The following is a 17,021-nucleotide window of genomic DNA, read 5'->3' on the forward strand; positions in this document are numbered from 1 at the left end:
CCCCTTGCGGAAGGTGCGCGACGGCGTCGGCGTCAGGAGCGCGAGCGGCGCGGCCGTCAGTCCCCGACGTTCTCCGCGTAGTCCACGTCGCGCGTCTCGTGCGTCAGGAGCAGCGCGGCCAGCGTGATCACGGCCATCGCCGAGAGGTAGACGCCCACCAGCACGGGGGAGCCGTCGGCCTCGGCCCACAGCCACACGGCGATGAACGGGGCCACCGCGGCGCCGAGCACCGAGGACAGGTTGTACGCGATGCCGGAGCCCGTGTACCGCACGTTCGCCGGGAACAGCTCGGGCAGGACGGCGGCCATCGGGCCGAACGTGAGGCCCATGAGCGTGAAGCCGAGGATCAGCAGGGTCTGCACACCCACGTGGCCCGCGGAGAACAGCGGCACGAACAGCGCGCCGAACACGATGATCGCCACGGTGACCCAGATCAGGTGCTTGCGGCGGCCGAACTTCTCCGCCATCGGCCCGGACGTCAGCGTGAAGATGCCGAAGAACACGACGCCCACGATCAGCATCCAGAGGAAGTCGATCTTCTCGTAGCCGAGGCCGGCGGGGGAGCCGTCGGTGGGCGCGGTCGGCGCGACGCCGTAGTTCAGCGTGAACGTCGTCATCAGGTAGAACAGCGCATAGGTGGCCAGCATGATGAACGTGCCCGAGATGATCTGTCGCCACGAGGTGCGGAAGACGCGGGCCACCGGCACCTTGCTGACGGCCTCGGCCTCGATCACCTTGCGGAACGCGGGGGTCTCCAGCAGCGAGAGCCGCACCCACAGGCCCACGATCACCAGCACGGCGGACGCGATGAACGGGATGCGCCAGCCCCAGGCGGCGAACTGCTCGGGCGTGAGCGACGTGGACAGGGCGATGAACACCGTGTTGGCGAGGATGAAGCCGATCGGCGCGCCGAGCTGCGGGAACGTGCCGTAGATGGCGCGCTTGCCCTCGGGCGCGTTCTCGGTGGCGAGGAGGGCGGCGCCGCTCCACTCGCCGCCGAGGCCGAGGCCCTGGCAGAACCGGCACAGCACCAGCACCGCCGGCGCGGCCACGGCCCAGCCCGGCGTCGACGCCGCCGGGATGAGGCCGATCAGCACCGTCGCGATACCCATCGTGAGCAGCGACGCGACCAGCGTCGCCTTGCGGCCGATCCGGTCACCGAAGTGCCCGAACAGGACCGAGCCGACCGGCCGCGCCACGAAGGCGACGCCGAACACGGCGAACGACGACAGGAGCTGCGTGGTGGGGTCCTCGGCGTTCGGGAAGAACAGCGCAGGGAAGACCAGCGAGGCGGCCGTCGCGTAGATGTAGAAGTCGTAGAACTCGATGGACGTACCGATGAGGGAGGCCAGGACGACGCGGCCGCGAGGATTGCCGGCCGGCGCTGTGCTCTCCCCGCCGCCGGGGGTCCCGGCGGTCGGCGCTGCGGAGGTGCTCATCCCGCGAGATTAGGCACGGCGTCCGCGATCCGGGAAGGTCGTCTCGCGATACGGATGGGGTCTTGACGTAGGCTGCCGACGGCGGCATGCGCGGGCCCTGTGCACGAGCGGCGTGTCGAACTGCGGCCTGGTGCGTCGCGAGTGAAGGTGTGGTGAACGGTGAATACTCCCACCGGTTGCCGTGTTGGCACGACCGGCGGTGAGGGGCAGGATCGACCGGGCTCCCGGAGGCTCCGCCATCGGACATCCATCATCGGAACGAACGAGACGACGACGAGGATATGAACGATCTGCTGTATGTGAACGGCGGCAACCCGTTGAACGGGACCATCACCGTTCGAGGCGCAAAGAACTTCGTGTCGAAGTCCATGGTGGCTTCTCTGCTGGGGGAGACCCCGAGCGTGCTGCGGAACGTTCCGCAGATCCGTGACGTCAAGGTCGTCTCGGGGCTCCTGGACCTGCACGGCGTGAACGTCAAGTACGACACCGACGCCGGCATCCTGGACCTCGACCCGTCCAACGTCGAGTCCGCCCACGTGGCCGACATCGACGCCCACGCCGGCTCCAGCCGCATCCCGATCCTGTTCTGCGGGCCGCTGCTGCACCGCCTCGGCGAGGCGTTCATCCCGGACCTGGGTGGCTGCCGCATCGGCGACCGCCCCATCAACTACCACCTCGACATCCTGCGCCAGTTCGGCGCCGTCGTGGACAAGCGGCCCAACGGCATCCACCTGCGGGCGCCGCGCCGCCTGCAGGGCACCAAGATCTCCCTGCCCTACCCGTCGGTGGGCGCCACGGAGCAGACGCTCCTGACGGCGGTCCGCGCCGACGGCATCACCGAGCTCTCGGGCGCGGCGATCGAGCCCGAGATCATGGACCTCATCGCGGTGCTGCAGAAGATGGGCGCCATCATCTCGGTCGACACCGACCGCGTGATCCGCATCGAGGGCGTCGACCGCCTCGAGGGCTACTCCCACACCGCGCTGAACGACCGGATCGAGACCGCGTCCTGGGCCTCCGCGGCCCTGGCCACGGGCGGCGACATCACCGTCAAGGGCGCCACGCAGCCCGAGATGATGACGTTCCTCAACACCTTCCGGAAGGTCGGCGGCCGGTTCGAGGTGCAGGACGACGGCATCCGCTTCTGGCACGCCGGCGGCGACCTCAAGTCCATCGTGCTCGAGACCGACGTCCACCCGGGCTTCATGACCGACTGGCAGCAGCCGCTCGTCGTCGCGCTCACGCAGGCCGCCGGTCTGTCGATCGTGCACGAGACCGTGTACGAGAACCGCTTCGGCTTCACGGACGCGCTGCGCAAGATGGGCGCCACGATCCAGGTCTACAAGGAGTGCCTGGGCGGTCGCGACTGCCGGTTCGGCCAGCGCAACTTCCACCACTCCGCCGTCGTCTCCGGCCCGACGCCGCTCTCCGCGGCCGACATCGAGGTCCCGGACCTGCGCGGCGGGTTCTCCCACCTCATCGCGGCCCTGGCCGCCAAGGGGCAGTCGACGGTGCGCGGCATCGGCCTGATCGACCGCGGCTACGAGAACTTCCAGGACAAGCTGGAGGCGCTGGGCGCCGAGGTCGTCCGCGGCTGACGCTCTCTCCTCGCACGTGTCGGACGCTCCGGTCCCCCTGGTGACCTGAGCGTCCGACACGGTTCGGCCGAGTATCCTTTCGGCCGTGTCCATCCCACGCCCTGAGTCACGCATGTATCGCTTCGTCGCGTTCATCGTGCGGAACCTCATGTTCGCGCTGTGCAAGTACGAGTGGAAGGGCGGCGAGAACTTCCCGGCCAAGGGCGGGTTCATCGCCGCGGCCAACCACGTCACGGAGCTCGACGCGCTGACGCTGGCGCACTACCTCTTCGACATGGGCCGCGAGCCCCGCATCCTGGCCAAGCGCGGCCTGTTCGACTCACCGCTGACGGGATGGGCCCTGCGGGGCACCAAGATGATCCCGGTGGACCGGGACTCCGCGAAGTCCGCCGAGTCGCTGAAGGACGCCGCGAGCCAGCTCGGCGACGGCGCCTGCGTGGCGATCCTGCCCGAGGGCACGCTGACGCGGGACCCCGAGTACTGGCCGATGGAGGGCAAGACGGGTGTGGCCCGCATCGCGCTGACGACGCGCCTGCCGGTGCTGCCCGTCGCGCAGTGGGGCGTCACCGAGATCCTCGGCCGCTACAGCCGGGTGCTCAAGCCGTTCCCGCGCAAGAAGGTGACCATCCAGACCGGCCCGCCCGTCGACCTGAGCGACCTGTACGACCGGCCCCAGGACACCGCCACCCTGCGTGAGGCCACGAGCCGCATCATGGACGCCATCACCGCCGAGCTGGAGCAGATCCGCGGCGAGGTGGCCCCCAAGCCGCGCTTCGACCTCCGCAAGCACCCCGACTACGAGGCCAAGATGACGACCTACCCCCCGGTGGAGCGCCCGTGAGCGCCGCGACAGCACAGGGCGCCCCGACGAACCAGCCCAGGGTCGCCGTCCTCGGCGCGGGCTCGATGGGCACCACGTTCGCGATGGTCCTGGCCGACGCCGGGTGCGACGTCACCCTCTGGGGTCGCGACGCCGCGGTGCTCGACGCCGTCGAGACGACGCACCGCAACGAGAAGTACCTGCCGGGCGTGCAGCTGCCGCCGATGCACGGCACGACCGACCCGGCGATCGCCCTCGCGGGCGCCGCCATCGTGGTCGTGTCGGTGCCCTCCCAGGTCGCCCGCGCCACGCTGGAGTCGATGAAGGACCTGGTGCACGACGTCGCGGCGCCGGGCGCCGTCGTCGTCTCCCTGATGAAGGGCGTCGAGCTCGGCACCGACAAGCGGATGAGCCAGGTCATCGCCGAGGTGCTCGACCTCCCGGACGAGCGCGTCGCCATCGTCTCCGGCCCCAACCTGGCGCCCGAGATCGCCGAGCGGCAGCCGACGGCGACCGTGGTCGCCTCGCGCAGCGAGGCCACGGCCCAGCTCGTGGCCGCGGCCTGCTCGACCGGGTACTTCCGGCCCTACACGAACACCGACGTGGTGGGTGTGGAGCTGTGCGGCGCGGTGAAGAACATCATCGCCCTGGCCGCCGGCATGGCCCAGGGCCAGGGCTTCGGCTGGAATACGCTGGCGACCCTCATCACGCGCGGCCTGGTCGAGATCACGCGCCTGGGCCTCGCGCTCGGGGCCGACGCCGCCACGTTCGCCGGCCTGGCCGGCATGGGCGACCTGACGGCGACGTGCGCGTCGCCGCTGTCACGCAACCACCGCCTCGGCAAGCACGTGGGCGAGGGGCTCACGCTCGCGGAGGCGATCAAGGCCACGGGCGGCACGGCCGAGGGCGTGAAGTCGTCGCAGTCGGTGCTGGAGCTCGCGCGGGCGCACGACGTCGAGATGCCGATCACGGCCGGCGTCGTCGAGGTGCTGGCGGGCAGGCTGCCGCTGTCGGAACTCGCGGCGACGCTGCTCGCCCGGCCGCAGAAGTCGGAGGTCGCGGGCTGAGCCTGCGGGGCTGATCTGGGTGGGCCGGCCCGGCACCGCCGGTGTCGGCGCCGGGCCGTCAGTGCCGCACGTCCACCACGACGCGCATCGGGTCCTCCAGGAGGAACACGCGGAACGGGCGCTCGGCGTCGTCCACGCCGATGAAGGCCGTCGTGTACCCCTCGAACCAGTAGCGGTACACGATCTCCTCGATCGAGTCGGTGTCGGCGGGCTCGATGCGGTCGCCCGAGAACTCCTCGACCCCGCTGTCCGTCGGGATGGCGGTGCCGGACAGCGACACCCGCAGGATCGCGTCGCCGTCCACCTTCACGGCGTCGCCGGACCCGTCGTCGGACGCCCGGTCCACGTACTCGACGCGCCAGCCGGGCTTGCCGCTGCCCGTGCCGTCGAGGTCGAAGACGACGCGGTCGTAGCCGTCGTGCGCGGCGACGCGCACGTCGGTGACGCTCAGGAACGTCTCGCCCTCACCGGAGGGCTCCGCGGTGTCGGGCTTCGTGTTCGCCGGGAAGGCCGGGCCGGACTCCGTCTCGGTCGCGGAGGCGCTCGGCTCGGGGGCGTCGTCCCCGTCGTCGCCTGAGCCGTCGTCCGAGCCGTCGTCGCCTGAGCCGCCCGACGGCGACGGCGTCGCGTCAGTGTCCGAGTCCGGGGCGACCGGCACGGGGCTGGTGTTGCTGAGCTCCGGGCCGTTCGTGCCCTGCGCGCCCGTGCACCCGGCCAGCAGCAGCGCCGCGCAGGCGGCGATCAGCAGTGCTGTGCGGTGTCCGGCTCGTCCCATGTGCCCAGCGTAGGGCCTGGGGCGTGGCGTGGCCGGTCACGATCGGCCAACGGGTCCAGTCTGCACTCTTGACTTGTGATACATGTGACGTACTACATTTAGCCCGCGTCGTTCAACGGTGATGACGGTGATGGCAGTGATGACAGTGATGACAAAGAGGACGAAGGAGTCGCTCGATGAATCCGATCACGCGAAGAGACCTCCTGCGCACGACGGGCCTGACCGCGGGGGCGTTCGCGCTCGCCGGGCAGGCCCCCACGAGCGCGGCGGCCGACCCCGAGGGCGGCGACGCCCCGGACACCAACCCGATGCGGCTCTGGTACACCGCGCCGGCCCAGGAGTGGCTGCAGGCGCTCGCCGTCGGCAACGGCCGGCTCGGCGCCATGGTGTTCGGCGGCGTGGCCGCCGAGAAGCTCATGCTCAACGAGGACACGGTCTGGGCCGGCGGCCCGCACGACTACGCCGACCCGCTGGGGCACGAGGCGCTGCCGGAGATCCGGCGGCTGATCAGCGAGGAGAAGTGGCTGGAGGCGCAGAACCTCGCCGACGAGCGGTTCATGGGCCGCCCCACGGAGCAGATGCAGTACCAGCCCGTCGGGGACCTGCACCTGACCTTCCCCGGGCTGCCCGGCGACCTCACTGACGGCACTGCCGGCACGGGCGGCACTGCCGGCGCCGGCGTCACGGGCTACGAGCGGTCGCTCGACCTCACCACGGCGATCACTACCACGACGTTCGTGGCCGACGGCGTGCGCCACACCCGCGAGGTGTTCGGCAGCCACGCGCACCAGGTGATCGTCGCCCGGTTCACGGCGAGCGCGCGCGGCGCGATCTCGTTCGACTCCGGGTACACGTCGCTGCAGGAGACGTCGACGTACGCCCACGACGGCCGCACGCTCGCCCTGGAGGGCCGCAGCGGCGAGGCCGAGGGGCTGGAGGGCAAGGTCCGCTTCGTCAGCCTGGTCCGGGCGGTGCCCGAGGGCGGCACCGTGACCTGCGACGACACCGGGCTGCGGGTGCGCGGCGCGGACGCCGTCACGCTGGTCCTGTCGATCGGCACGAGCCACCGCAACTACCTCGACGTCGGCGGCGACCACCTGGCGGCCGCGCTGGCCCCGCTGGAGCGGGCCACGCCGCAGGGCTACGGGATCCTGCGCCGGGCCCACGTGCGCGACCACCAGGAGATGTTCGGCCGGGTGGACATCGACCTGGGCACCTCGGCGTCGGTCGACCTGCCGACCGACCAGCGGGTCGCGGCCTTCCGCGACGGCCAGGACCCGCAGCTCGCCGCCCTGTACTACCAGTTCGGCCGGTACCTGCTGATCTCCAGCTCCCGCACCCCCGGCCAGCCGGCCAACCTCCAGGGGCTGTGGAACGACCAGATGCTGCCGCCGTGGCAGTCCAAGTACACGCTGAACATCAACTGCCAGATGAACTACTGGCCCGCTGGGCCCGCGAACCTCGCGGAGTGCTGGCAGCCGCTGTTCGCGATGATCGAGGAACTCGCCGAGTCCGGTGCCCGGACGGCGCAGAAGATGTGGGGCGCCAAGGGCTGGGTGGCGCACCACAACACCGACCTGTGGCGCGGGTCGGCGCCCGTGGACTTCGCGTACTACGGCGTCTGGCCCACCGGCGGCGCCTGGCTCTCGCTCCTGTTCTGGGAGCACTACGAGTACACCGGCGACCTCGACGTGCTGCGGGAGTACTTCCCGGTGCTGCGCGGATCGGTCGAGTTCTTCCTCGACACCCTCGTGCAGGACGCCGCGACCGGCTACCTCGTCACCAGCCCCTCGCACTCGCCCGAGCTCAAGCACCACGACATCGACAACGTGGGCGTGAGCATGTGCGCCGGCCCCACCATGGACATGCAGATCCTGCGGGACCTGTTCACGGCGTTCGACAAGGCGTCCGCGGTGCTCGGCCAGGACCGCGAGATGGCCGCGCAGGCGCTGGCCGCGCGCGAGCAGCTGCCGCCCAACCAGATCGGCTTCCTGGGGCAGGTCCAGGAGTGGCTGGTCGACTGGGAGGAGGCCGCGCAGGAGACCAGCCGGCACGTCTCGCACCTGTGGGGCGTGTTCCCCAGCGACCAGATCACCCCGCGCCGCACGCCCGAGCTGGCCGCGGCGGCCAACCGGTCGCTCGAGCTGCGCGGTCCCGCGGTCACGGCGGGCTGGTCGCTCGCGTGGAAGATGAACATCCGCGCCCGGCTGCTCCAGCGGGACGGCGTCTACACCCACCTGAAGCAGCTCCTCTCGCCCGGGCGGACCGCGCCGAACCTGTTCGACCTGCACCCGCCGTTCCAGATCGACGGGAACTTCGGGGGTACCTCGGCGATCAACGAGACGATCGTGCAGAGCCACTCCGGCGAGGTCTGGCTGCTGCCGTGCCTCCCGGCGGCCTTCCCGACCGGGCGGGTGCGCGGCCTGCGGACCCGGGGCGCCTTCGAGCTCGCCCTCACCTGGCGCGACGGACGGCTCCGCAGCGCGCGGATCCAGTCGCTGGCCGGCAACACGATCCGGCTGCGCACCGACGGCCCGGTCCGCGTCTCGGGCCCGGGCGGCCCGGTCGACGTCGAACGCCCCGAGGACGGCCTCGCCGTCTTCCGGACGCGCCGCGGGGCCACCTACGTCGTCGAACCGCGGGCCTGACCGGCCACCCCACGGACCACCCCTACCGACCACCCGCAAGAACCCACACCGAGGAAGGGACATCGATGTCCAGGAACTGGATACAGACGAGCACCGTGGCAGTCGCCGCGGTGAGCCTGGTCGCCGCCATGGGCGGCGGCGGGATCGCGTTCGACCGGCTCGCCGGCGCGGCGGCCGACGCCGCCGCCGCGGTCTCGGGCGGCGGGTGCCCGCAGCTCTACGTCTCGCCGTCGGGCGACGACCGGGGCAAGGGCACGGCGAAGGACCCGTTCAGGACCGTTGAGGCGGCGCGGGACCACATCCGCGAGAAGGGCCTGAACCGGGACGGCAGACAGCGGTGCGACATCACCGTGAACCTCGCGGCGGGCGAGTACCCCGTCACGGAGACCATCGCCTTCACCGAGCAGGACTCGGGCGGCGGCGGCCACCAGGTCGTGTACCGCAGCAGCGACGGCCCCGGCGCGGCCAACCTCGTGGGCGCCGAGGAGGTCACCGGCTGGGAGGAGTACCAGGACGGCATCTACAAGACCCAGGTGGATCCCGACGAGCAGTTCTACACGCTCTTCGAGGACGGCGAACGCTCCGAGCTGGCCCGGTATCCCAACCGCGGCTCGGACGACACCCAGGGCCCGTACCTGTTCTCGCGGCTCGGCGAGCCGGAGAAGGAGGCCGTGCACCAGTGGCTGTACTGGGAGGAGGGCGACTGGGACCCGGCCTGGGACGACACCCCCGAGAGCAACCCGCTCAAGGACGCCCAGGTCACGCTGTGGTCGGGCGGCTCGTGGAGCTGGTTCACCGACATCGTGCCGATCGGCGGCGCCGACTACCGCAAGGGCTTCGCGACGCTCGACAACTGGGCCCGGTACGCCCTGGTGAACAGCCGCAGCGGCTCGCGCTACTTCATCCAGAACGCCCTGCCGTTCCTGGACCAGGCGGGTGAGTACTACATCGACCGCGAGGCCGGTGAGCTGTACTACAAGCCGCGCGGCGACATCGACGACGTGACGATCATGAAGCCCACGGTCACCCAGGTGATCGACGTCAAGGGCGCCACGCCCGAGCAGAAGGCGCACGACATCACCTTCGACGGCATCGGCATCCAGTACTCCGACTTCGTGAGCTGGTACCGCTCGGGCTGGATCAGCGCGGGCGACTCCGGCGAGGAGCACAAGTACCCCGAGTACGACCGGCAGATCGAGATGCCGCGCAACCGGTTCGGCGCCGTCACGCTGGAGAACACGAGCGGCATCACGCTCACCGGCATGCACGTCCGCGACACCGGCTTCATGGGGGTCTACGCGCTGTTCGCCAACGACCACCTGACCGTCGAGAACAGCCTGTTCGAGAACATCGGCGCGGACGGCATCAAGGTCGAGGGCGGCTGGCCGGGGGAGGGCGACCTGTCGCACCACCACACCTTCCGCAACCTCTACATCCACCACGTCGGCGAGCTCGTGCCCGGCGACGCGGCGGGCATCGAGCTCATGGGCACCGGCGACAACCTCGTCGAGCACATCAACGTGCGGCACTCCGCGCGGTACGGCATCAGCCTGGAGTCCCGCCCCGAGGTGGTCGACGGCGACCAGTACACCGACCACAACACGTTCCGGTACATCCGGATCGACGAGGCGGGCCTCGACTCCGGCGACATGGGCGCGTTCTACACCTACGGCGTCGACAACCAGGACCCGTACCCGGTGCAGAACACCGTGGACCAGATGGTGATCGGCGACGTGCTCCCCGACCCGGTGGGCGAGATGCCCGACAGCGGGACCCGGGGCATCCACATGGACGCCGGCGGCTGCGCCTTCTCGTTCAGCAACATCGAGGTGGGCGAGACGACCGACCAGTCGTACCAGTCCTACCAGTGCAACGAGGTGAGCAACGCCAACTGGGAGGACGACTTCGACGCCTCCGCGATGGAGTACGACAAGATCGGCGTCACCGACGCCTTCCCGTACCCGGTCCCGGAGTCCTGACCGGTCCGCCGGGCGGCCGCCGTCAGGCCGCCCGGCGGAACGTACGGCGGTAGGCCGACGGCGTCACGCCGAGCGCCGTGGTCAGGTGGGCCCGCAGCGACTGGGCCGTGCCGAAGCCGCACCGCCGGGCGACCTGCTCGACGGGCAGGCTCGTGGACTCCAGCAGGGTGCGGGCGTGCTCCACACGCTGCCGGGTGAGCCACTGCCCGGGGCTCTCGCCGGTCTCGTCGCGGAACCGGCGGGTGAAGGTGCGCACCGACATGGCCGCGTGCCGGGCCATGTCGGACAGCGTGAGCGGCTCGTCGAGGCGGTCCAGCACCCAGGACCGGGCGGCGGCGGTGCTCGTGCCGCGGGCCCCGGCGGCGGCTGACCCGGGGGCGTCGCCCCGCGCGACGGCCCGCTCGACCGCCACGGGCCGCTTGATGAACTGCGCCTGGCCGCCGTCGCGGTGCGGCGGCACCACGGTGCGGCGCGCGACGTCCTGCGCGACCGCCGTGCCGTGGTCCCGGCGCACGACGTGCAGGCACAGGTCGACACCGGAGGCGACGCCGGCCGAGGTCAGCACGTCGCCGTCGTCCGTGTAGAGCACGTCCGGGTCGAGGTCCACGCGCGGGTAGAGCTGCCGGAAGCGGTCGCTCTCCAGCCAGTGGGTGGTGGCGGGGCGGCCGTCGAGCAGGCCCGCGGCGGCCAGCACGAACGCGCCCGTGCAGATGGACATGAGCCGGGCGCCCGGCCGGATGCGGGCGAGCGCCGCGGCGAGCTCGGGTTCGAGCCGCGGGGCACCGGCGGCCGGGTCCGTGCCGTCGGGACCGGAGGTGTGCGACGCCGGGACCACCACGGTGTCCGCCGTCTCCAGGACCTCGGGCCCGTGCTCCACCTGGACCAGCACGTCGGAGTCCGACCGCACCAGGCCCGGGCCGCCGGGCGTGCAGGTCACCACCTCGTACAGGGGGCGGTGCTCGGCGTCGCGCGCGATGCCGAAGATCCGGTGCGGGATGCCGAGCTCGAACGGGATGAATCCGGGCCGGATCAGGACGGCGACGCGGTGCCGGCGCGGGGTGGTCTGGGCCATGCCTCGATCATATGGCCCGAACCTAGCGATGTGTGTCCTCCGGGCCACTGTTTCTCGCCGCCGCGCCCCAGCATGCTGATCCCGTGACCCAGACAGACGTCCCCGTGCCGGCGGGCCAGAACGCAGCGCAGACCCCGGACGCCCCGCGTCGCGCCCCGCGCATCCACCCCGCCTGGTGGGTGGCCCTGGTCAGCTTCGTGACCGTCATGTGCGCCGCGGCGTTCACCGCCGCGCCCGGCCTCTTCGTGGACCCGCTCAACGCGGAGCTCGGCTGGTCGCGCGCCACCATCGGGTTCGCCGTCGGCCTGCAGTCCGTGCTCTACGGGCTGACGGCGCCGTTCGCTGCCTCCCTCATGGACCGGTTCGGCATGCGCCCCGTGGTCAGCATCGCCCTCGTGGTGATCACCGGCGGCGCCCTGTCGACCGTGTGGATGTCGGAGCCCTGGCAGTTCGTGCTCGGCTGGGGGCTCCTGGTCGGCGTCGGCAGCGGCAGCATGGCGCTCGCGTTCACGGCAACCGTGACGGGACGCTGGTTCGTGGCGCGGCGCGGCCTGGTCAGCGGCGTGCTGACGGCGGCCACGGCGTCGGGCCAGCTCGTCTTCCTGCCCCTGCTCGCGTGGATCGTCGAGAACCAGGGCTGGCGCCCGGCGTCGGTCACCGTGGCCATCGCCTCGCTCGTGGCCATCCCGCTCGTCCTCTTCCTGCTGCGCGACCACCCCGCGGACATGGGCCTCGCGCCCTACGGCGGCACCTACGCGCCCAAGCCCGCGCCGACGCGCGGCGCGGCCCGGCGCGCCGTCACCGCCCTGTTCGACGCCGCCCGCACCGGCCCGTTCTGGCTCCTCGCCGGGGCGTTCGCGATCTGCGGCGCGACGACGAACGGGTTGGTCCGCACCCACTTCGTGCCCGGCGCGCACGACCACGGCATGCCGATCACGGTCGCCGCGAGCCTGCTCGCCGTGATCGGGGTGGTCGACGTGATCGGCACCATCGGGTCCGGCTGGCTCACCGACCGGTTCTCCCCGCGTGTGCTGCTGGGCGTCTACTACACGCTGCGCGGCGTCGCGCTGCTGTTCCTGCCGTCGCTCATGGCCCCGCACGTCGAGATGCCGATGCTGTTCTTCATCGTGTTCTACGGGCTGGACTGGGTGGCGACCGTGCCGCCGACCCTCGCCCTGTGCCGGGAGTTCTACGGCGAGGACGCGCCGATCGTGTTCGGCTGGGTGCTCGCGTCGCACCAGGTCGGGGCGGGTGTGGTGGCCTTCGCGGGCGGTCTGGTGCGGGACATGACGGGCTCGTACGACGCCGTCTGGTACGGCGCGGGCGCGCTGTGCGCGGGCGCCGCGCTGATGTCGATGGTGATCCGCCGCGTCCGGCAGACCACGGTGGACGTGTCAGCCGCGTAGGTCACCCGGGCGACCTGTGGGTCTGACAGGTCCGGCGGCCCGCCCGGCCGACACGTCCGGCCGACCTGCGGACGGGCGGGGCGGTGGGCGCGGTCCGGTCGTATTCTCCGGACCATGAGCACTGCCCCGCACCCGTCAGCCGCCGGCCTCTCGCCCGCCACCGTCGTCGTCTCCGCCGGGCGCCCGGCCCGCGAGCAGGGCGGGCACATCAACCCGTCCGTGCCGCTGAACTCGACGTACGTCTCCCGCGGCGTCGTCAGCCCGGACGAGCTGTCGTACGCGCGCGGGGACAACGACGCCTGGCACCCGTTCGAGGAGGCGCTCGCGGCGCTCGAGGGCGGGGCCGACGGCGGCGCGGCTGTGGACGGCGGCGCGGTCGCTCCCGCCACGGCGATCCTGTTCTCGTCCGGGATGGCGGCGGTCGCCGCCGCGTTCTCGCTGGTGCCGGACGGCGGCACGCTCGTGCTGCCGCGGCACGCCTACCAGGCGGGCATGGTGCTGGCGCGCCAGATCTCCGAGCGGCACGGCGTGACCCTGCGGTACGTCGACATCGCGGACACGGACGCCGTGGTCGCGGCCCTGGACGGCGCCGACCTGCTGCTCGTCGAGTCGCCCACCAACCCGATGCTGGAGGTCGCGGACCTGCCCGCCGTGCTGGGCGCCGCCCGCGCCGCCGGTGTGCGCTCGGTGGTCGACAACACGTTCGCGACGCCGCTGGGTCAGCGCCCCCTGGAGCACGGCGCCGACGTGGTGCTGCACTCGGTCACCAAGTACCTGGCCGGCCACTCCGACGTCGTGCTGGGCGCGCTCGTCACGCGCGACGCCGCCCTGGCCGCGACCCTGCGGGAGCACCGGACGCTGCACGGCGCGATCGCCGGGCCGTTCGAGACCTGGCTCGCGCTGCGCGGGCTGCGCACGCTGGCGCTGCGCTTCGAGCGGGCCCAGGCGAGCGCTGTTGAGCTGGCCCGGCGGCTCGCGGAGCACCCGGAGGTCGCCGAGGTGCGGCACCCCTCCCTGCCCGGCGACCCGGGGCACGAGCGCGCGAAGGCGCAGATGAACGGGTTCGGCGCCATCATCGGCGTCCGCCCCCGCCCCCGGCCCGGCGCGGGGGACGCGGCGGTCACCGGCACGGGACCGGCCGCCGTCGACCGGGCCGACGCCGTCGTGGACGCCGTCCGCCTGTGGCTGCCCGCCACCTCGCTGGGCGGCGTGGAGTCGATGCTGGAGCGCCGCCGCCGCTGGGGCACCGAGGCGCACACGGTCCCGGAGGACCTGCTGCGCCTTTCGGTCGGCATCGAGGACGTGGAAGACCTCTGGCGGGACCTCGACCAGGCGCTCCGCGCCTGACCCACCGCCGGCCAACCTGCCGACGACAACCCCGCCGAGTCAGCCATCTGGTCCGACCACCCCACTGACTCGCCCGGATCGCCACGCCGAGTCAGCCGGCTGGTCGGACCACCTGACTGACTCGGCAGAGTTGTCGTGTCGAGTCAGTCAGATGGTCGGACCACCTGGCGACCATGTCGAGTCAGCGGGTTGGTCGGTCCACCCGGCTGACTCGCCAGGGTTGCCACGGCGAGTCAGCCAGGTGGTCGGACCAGGTGGCTGACTCGGCAGGGTTGTGATGGTGAGTCAGGTGGGTGGTCGGACCAGGTGGCTGACTCGGCGGGTTGGTTGGCGAGTCAGGGGGTTAGTCCAGCGGGCCCAGGAGGGACTGGGCGACCGTGCTGTGGGCGGCGTCGTCGCTGGACGGGTGGAAGATGCCCGCCAGCACGTCCCGGTACAGGCGGCCCAGCTCGGAGCCGTTGAAGTACGTGGAGCCGCCGGAGACCCGCACGGCCTGGTCGACGACCTCGCGGGCCGCCTCGGTGACGCGCACCTTGAGCCCGGCGGTGGCCCGGAACCAGCCCGCGCCGCGATCCAGCGTCGGGTCCGCCGCCGAGGCGTCGATGTCGCGGGTGATCCCGTCGATCTGGAGCCAGACGCTGTCCTGGGCCAGCGCCATGTCGGCGATGCGGCGCCGGACGTCGGGGTCCTGCGCGTAGGTCTTGCCTGTCTTCATCGACGTCCGCTTGTTCACCGCCTCGACCGCGAGCTCCAGCGCCCGGTCCGCGATCCCCGCGTACACCGACGAGAGCAGCACCTCGAACGACGTGAAGATGCCCAGCACGTACGGGTCCAGCGACGGCCCCGGCGGCAGGAGGCGCAGCACGCGGTCGGCGGGCGCGTGGGCGCCGTCGAGCAGCGTGGAGCGCGACTGGGAGGCGCGCATGCCGAGGGTGTCCCAGTCGTCGAGGATCTCGAACCCGCCGCCGTCGCGCGTGACGAACGCGTGCACCAGGCGCGGCGCGCCGTTGCGGCCGTGGCGCAGTCCGCCGGCCTTCTCCAGGCCGAGCACGCCCAGCCGCGTCCAGGCGGGGGAGTTGGACGTGAAGATCTTGCGGCCGTGGAACGTGTACCCGCCCGAGCCGTCGGGCCGGGCCTCCGTGCGCGAGCCGAGCAGCACCAGGTCGTTGCCCGGCTCGGAGTAGCCGAACCCGAACACCTCGCCCGACGCCGCCTCCCGCAGCAGCCAGTCCAGCGACGAGTCGCCGCGCTCGTGCAGGTAGCGGCCCACGCCGACCCAGACGTGATGCATGTTCACGGCCAGCGCCGTCGCCGGCGCGTGCGCGGCCAGGCGCGCCTGCTCGTGGGCGGTCTCGTGCAGCGTGAGCCCGCCCCCGCCGAACGCCGTGGGGACCATCGCGCCGAGGTAGCCGGACGCCTGGAGGTCGGCCAGGTCCTCGGCGAAGAAGGCGTTGTCCCGGTCGTAGTCGGCGGCACGTTCGCGAATGTCGGCAAGCAGCTCACCGGACAGGAGATCGGTCACGTCACGAGGCTAACCCTGGGAGGGGCCGGGGTGGTGCTGGTTTTCGGCTGGATGTCCGGTGAGTATCACCGCAGGGTGAATTGTGCCCAGAACGGTGGGTTGCAGCCGGCGGGCCCGCACGGCCGCGTAGAGCTCGGCGGCGGCGCGCGGGTCGTTGACGTCGCGGCCGGTCAGGTCGGCGACGCGCGCCAGCCGGTTCAGCACCGTGTTGCGGTGGCAGTGCAGTGCCTCGGCGGCCCGGGTGCCGGACCCGCCGTGCTCGAACCACGCCTCGACGGTGGCCAGGAGCAGCTCCTCGTCCCGCGGGTCGCGCTCCCGGAGCCCGCCGAGGACGGCGAGGGCGAGCTCGCCGGCGCGCCCGTCGTCGGCGGCCAGCAGCGCGTCCAGCGGACGGTCGCCGAAGCAGGAGAGCCCGGCCTGCCCGGGGTACAGGGAGCGCACCGCGGTGCGGGCCTGGGCGAGGGCGGCGGGCGCGTCGGCGAGGCTGGTGAACGGGCGGCTCGCGCCGGTCCGGGTGCCCGCGGCGAGACCGGCCAGCGCCTCCTGGGCGTCCGGCGAGGTGGGGGCGGCCACGAGCGTGAGCCGGTCGCCCTCGTGGATCAGCCAGCGGGTGGTCACCCGGGCGGGGTCGGACGCCGCGTCCGGCCCGGACGCCGCTGCCGGCGTCGCGCCGGACCCCGGACCCCGCCCCGCACCCGACGTCGAACCCCGCACCCCGCCCGACGCCGGACCCTGCGCCGTGACCGCGACCACCAGCATCACGTCGGCGGGCAGCCCGAGGGCGCGCCGCGCGGTCTCCAGGTCCTGGACGACCCCGGTCAGGATCCCGCGCAGCAGCTCGGTGCGGGCCATGTTCTCGCCGAAGCCCGCCGCGGCCTCCAGATGGCTCCGGACGGCGACGTTCGACGAACGGTCGATCGCGGACCAGACCCGCGAGGAGGCCCGCAGCAGGACACCGGTGTCGGACTGGTGCCGCAGCCGCCGGGCGAGCTCCTCCCAGATGCGCAGCCCGGCCAGCCGGTAGGCGTCCTGGAGCAGGTCGAGCTGGATGCCCTCGGCGGCCGTGACCCGGCCGGTCTCCCGGGCGGGCGCGAGCGACGAGGTCTCACCGGCGAGGGCGGTGAGGATCTCCGCGACGTTCGCCCGGACCAGCGGCTGGACGACGGCGGCGGGGAGCCGGGTCTCGCTGTACACGGGCTCCGCGTGCAGGATGCCGTCGGCCACCTGTTCGCTGAGCAGATCCAGCGCGTCGCGGAGGTCATGACGCCCAGTAGCGGCGATGTCCGACATGCCAGGCAGCCTAGTCGCGGCGTCCCGGTTGTGCATCGAAGGTCGAAATGTAAAGGCG

At 72.3% G+C, this 17,021-nt stretch carries 12 protein-coding genes; 7 read left to right on the forward strand and 5 right to left on the reverse strand.

Going from position 1 to position 17,021, the window contains the following annotated elements; translation table 11 throughout:
- Positions 1-56 precede the first annotated feature (56 nt).
- Entirely contained in the window at positions 57-1,439 is a 1,383-nt protein-coding gene (locus ACFV9Q_RS24300) for an MFS transporter (protein WP_377236534.1), read from the reverse strand.
- Between the two features lie 281 nt (positions 1,440-1,720).
- Here ACFV9Q_RS24300 and murA point away from each other — a divergent pair, with 281 nt between their 5' ends.
- The 3 genes from murA to ACFV9Q_RS24315 all read left to right on the forward strand — a co-directional run bounded on the left by murA (position 1,721) and on the right by ACFV9Q_RS24315 (position 4,924).
- A complete protein-coding gene (gene murA, locus ACFV9Q_RS24305; RefSeq protein ID WP_377227791.1) occupies positions 1,721-3,037 on the forward strand; it encodes a UDP-N-acetylglucosamine 1-carboxyvinyltransferase in 1,317 nt (438 codons plus the stop codon).
- An 85-nt stretch (positions 3,038-3,122) separates the two neighbouring features.
- Positions 3,123-3,878: a lysophospholipid acyltransferase family protein gene (locus ACFV9Q_RS24310; RefSeq protein ID WP_377236535.1), complete on the forward strand. Its 756-nt coding sequence runs from the start codon at positions 3,123-3,125 to the stop codon at positions 3,876-3,878.
- Complete coding sequence (locus ACFV9Q_RS24315; RefSeq protein ID WP_377236536.1) at positions 3,875-4,924, forward strand: NAD(P)H-dependent glycerol-3-phosphate dehydrogenase; 1,050 nt, start codon at positions 3,875-3,877, stop codon at positions 4,922-4,924. The genes ACFV9Q_RS24310 and ACFV9Q_RS24315 overlap by 4 nt, the downstream gene beginning before the upstream one ends.
- 58 nt (positions 4,925-4,982) lie before the next feature.
- Here ACFV9Q_RS24315 and ACFV9Q_RS24320 read toward each other — a convergent pair whose 3' ends face one another.
- Positions 4,983-5,699, reverse strand: a complete 717-nt coding sequence (locus ACFV9Q_RS24320) for a hypothetical protein (RefSeq protein ID WP_377236537.1) — start codon at positions 5,697-5,699, stop codon at positions 4,983-4,985.
- Positions 5,700-5,875: 176 nt separating this feature from the next.
- On the opposite strand from ACFV9Q_RS24320, the gene ACFV9Q_RS24325 reads away from it, so the two are divergent.
- Positions 5,876-8,347, forward strand: a complete 2,472-nt coding sequence (locus tag ACFV9Q_RS24325) for a glycoside hydrolase N-terminal domain-containing protein (RefSeq protein ID WP_377236538.1) — start codon at positions 5,876-5,878, stop codon at positions 8,345-8,347.
- Between the two features lie 65 nt (positions 8,348-8,412).
- Positions 8,413-10,326 (forward strand): right-handed parallel beta-helix repeat-containing protein, encoded by a 1,914-nt coding sequence (locus ACFV9Q_RS24330; protein ID WP_377236539.1) that lies wholly within the window; start codon positions 8,413-8,415, stop codon positions 10,324-10,326.
- Positions 10,327-10,348: 22 nt separating this feature from the next.
- Here ACFV9Q_RS24330 and ACFV9Q_RS24335 read toward each other — a convergent pair whose 3' ends face one another.
- The gene (locus tag ACFV9Q_RS24335) at positions 10,349-11,398 is read right to left on the reverse strand and encodes a GlxA family transcriptional regulator (protein WP_377236540.1); all 1,050 of its coding nucleotides are present in this window, start codon (positions 11,396-11,398) and stop codon (positions 10,349-10,351) included.
- 83 nt (positions 11,399-11,481) lie between these two features.
- Here ACFV9Q_RS24335 and ACFV9Q_RS24340 point away from each other — a divergent pair, with 83 nt between their 5' ends.
- Both ACFV9Q_RS24340 and ACFV9Q_RS24345 read left to right on the forward strand, forming a co-directional pair.
- Positions 11,482-12,804 carry an MFS transporter gene (locus ACFV9Q_RS24340; RefSeq protein ID WP_377236541.1) on the forward strand — a complete coding sequence of 441 codons (1,323 nt, stop codon included), beginning with the start codon at positions 11,482-11,484 and terminating at the stop codon, positions 12,802-12,804.
- 114 nt (positions 12,805-12,918) lie between these two features.
- Entirely contained in the window at positions 12,919-14,151 is a 1,233-nt protein-coding gene (locus ACFV9Q_RS24345; RefSeq protein WP_377236542.1) for a trans-sulfuration enzyme family protein, read from the forward strand.
- A 343-nt stretch (positions 14,152-14,494) separates the two neighbouring features.
- Here the strand turns inward: ACFV9Q_RS24345 and ACFV9Q_RS24350 are convergent, their stop codons facing one another.
- Positions 14,495-15,673, reverse strand: coding sequence for an acyl-CoA dehydrogenase family protein (locus ACFV9Q_RS24350; protein WP_377236543.1), 1,179 nt, complete (start codon positions 15,671-15,673; stop codon positions 14,495-14,497).
- 9 nt (positions 15,674-15,682) lie between these two features.
- Positions 15,683-16,963 (reverse strand): PucR family transcriptional regulator, encoded by a 1,281-nt coding sequence (locus tag ACFV9Q_RS24355; RefSeq protein ID WP_377236544.1) that lies wholly within the window; start codon positions 16,961-16,963, stop codon positions 15,683-15,685.
- Positions 16,964-17,021: the final 58 nt, after the last annotated feature.

The organism is Promicromonospora sp. NPDC059942, assembly GCF_042731755.1.
In the GTDB taxonomy this organism is placed as follows: Bacteria; Actinomycetota; Actinomycetes; order Actinomycetales; family Cellulomonadaceae; genus Promicromonospora.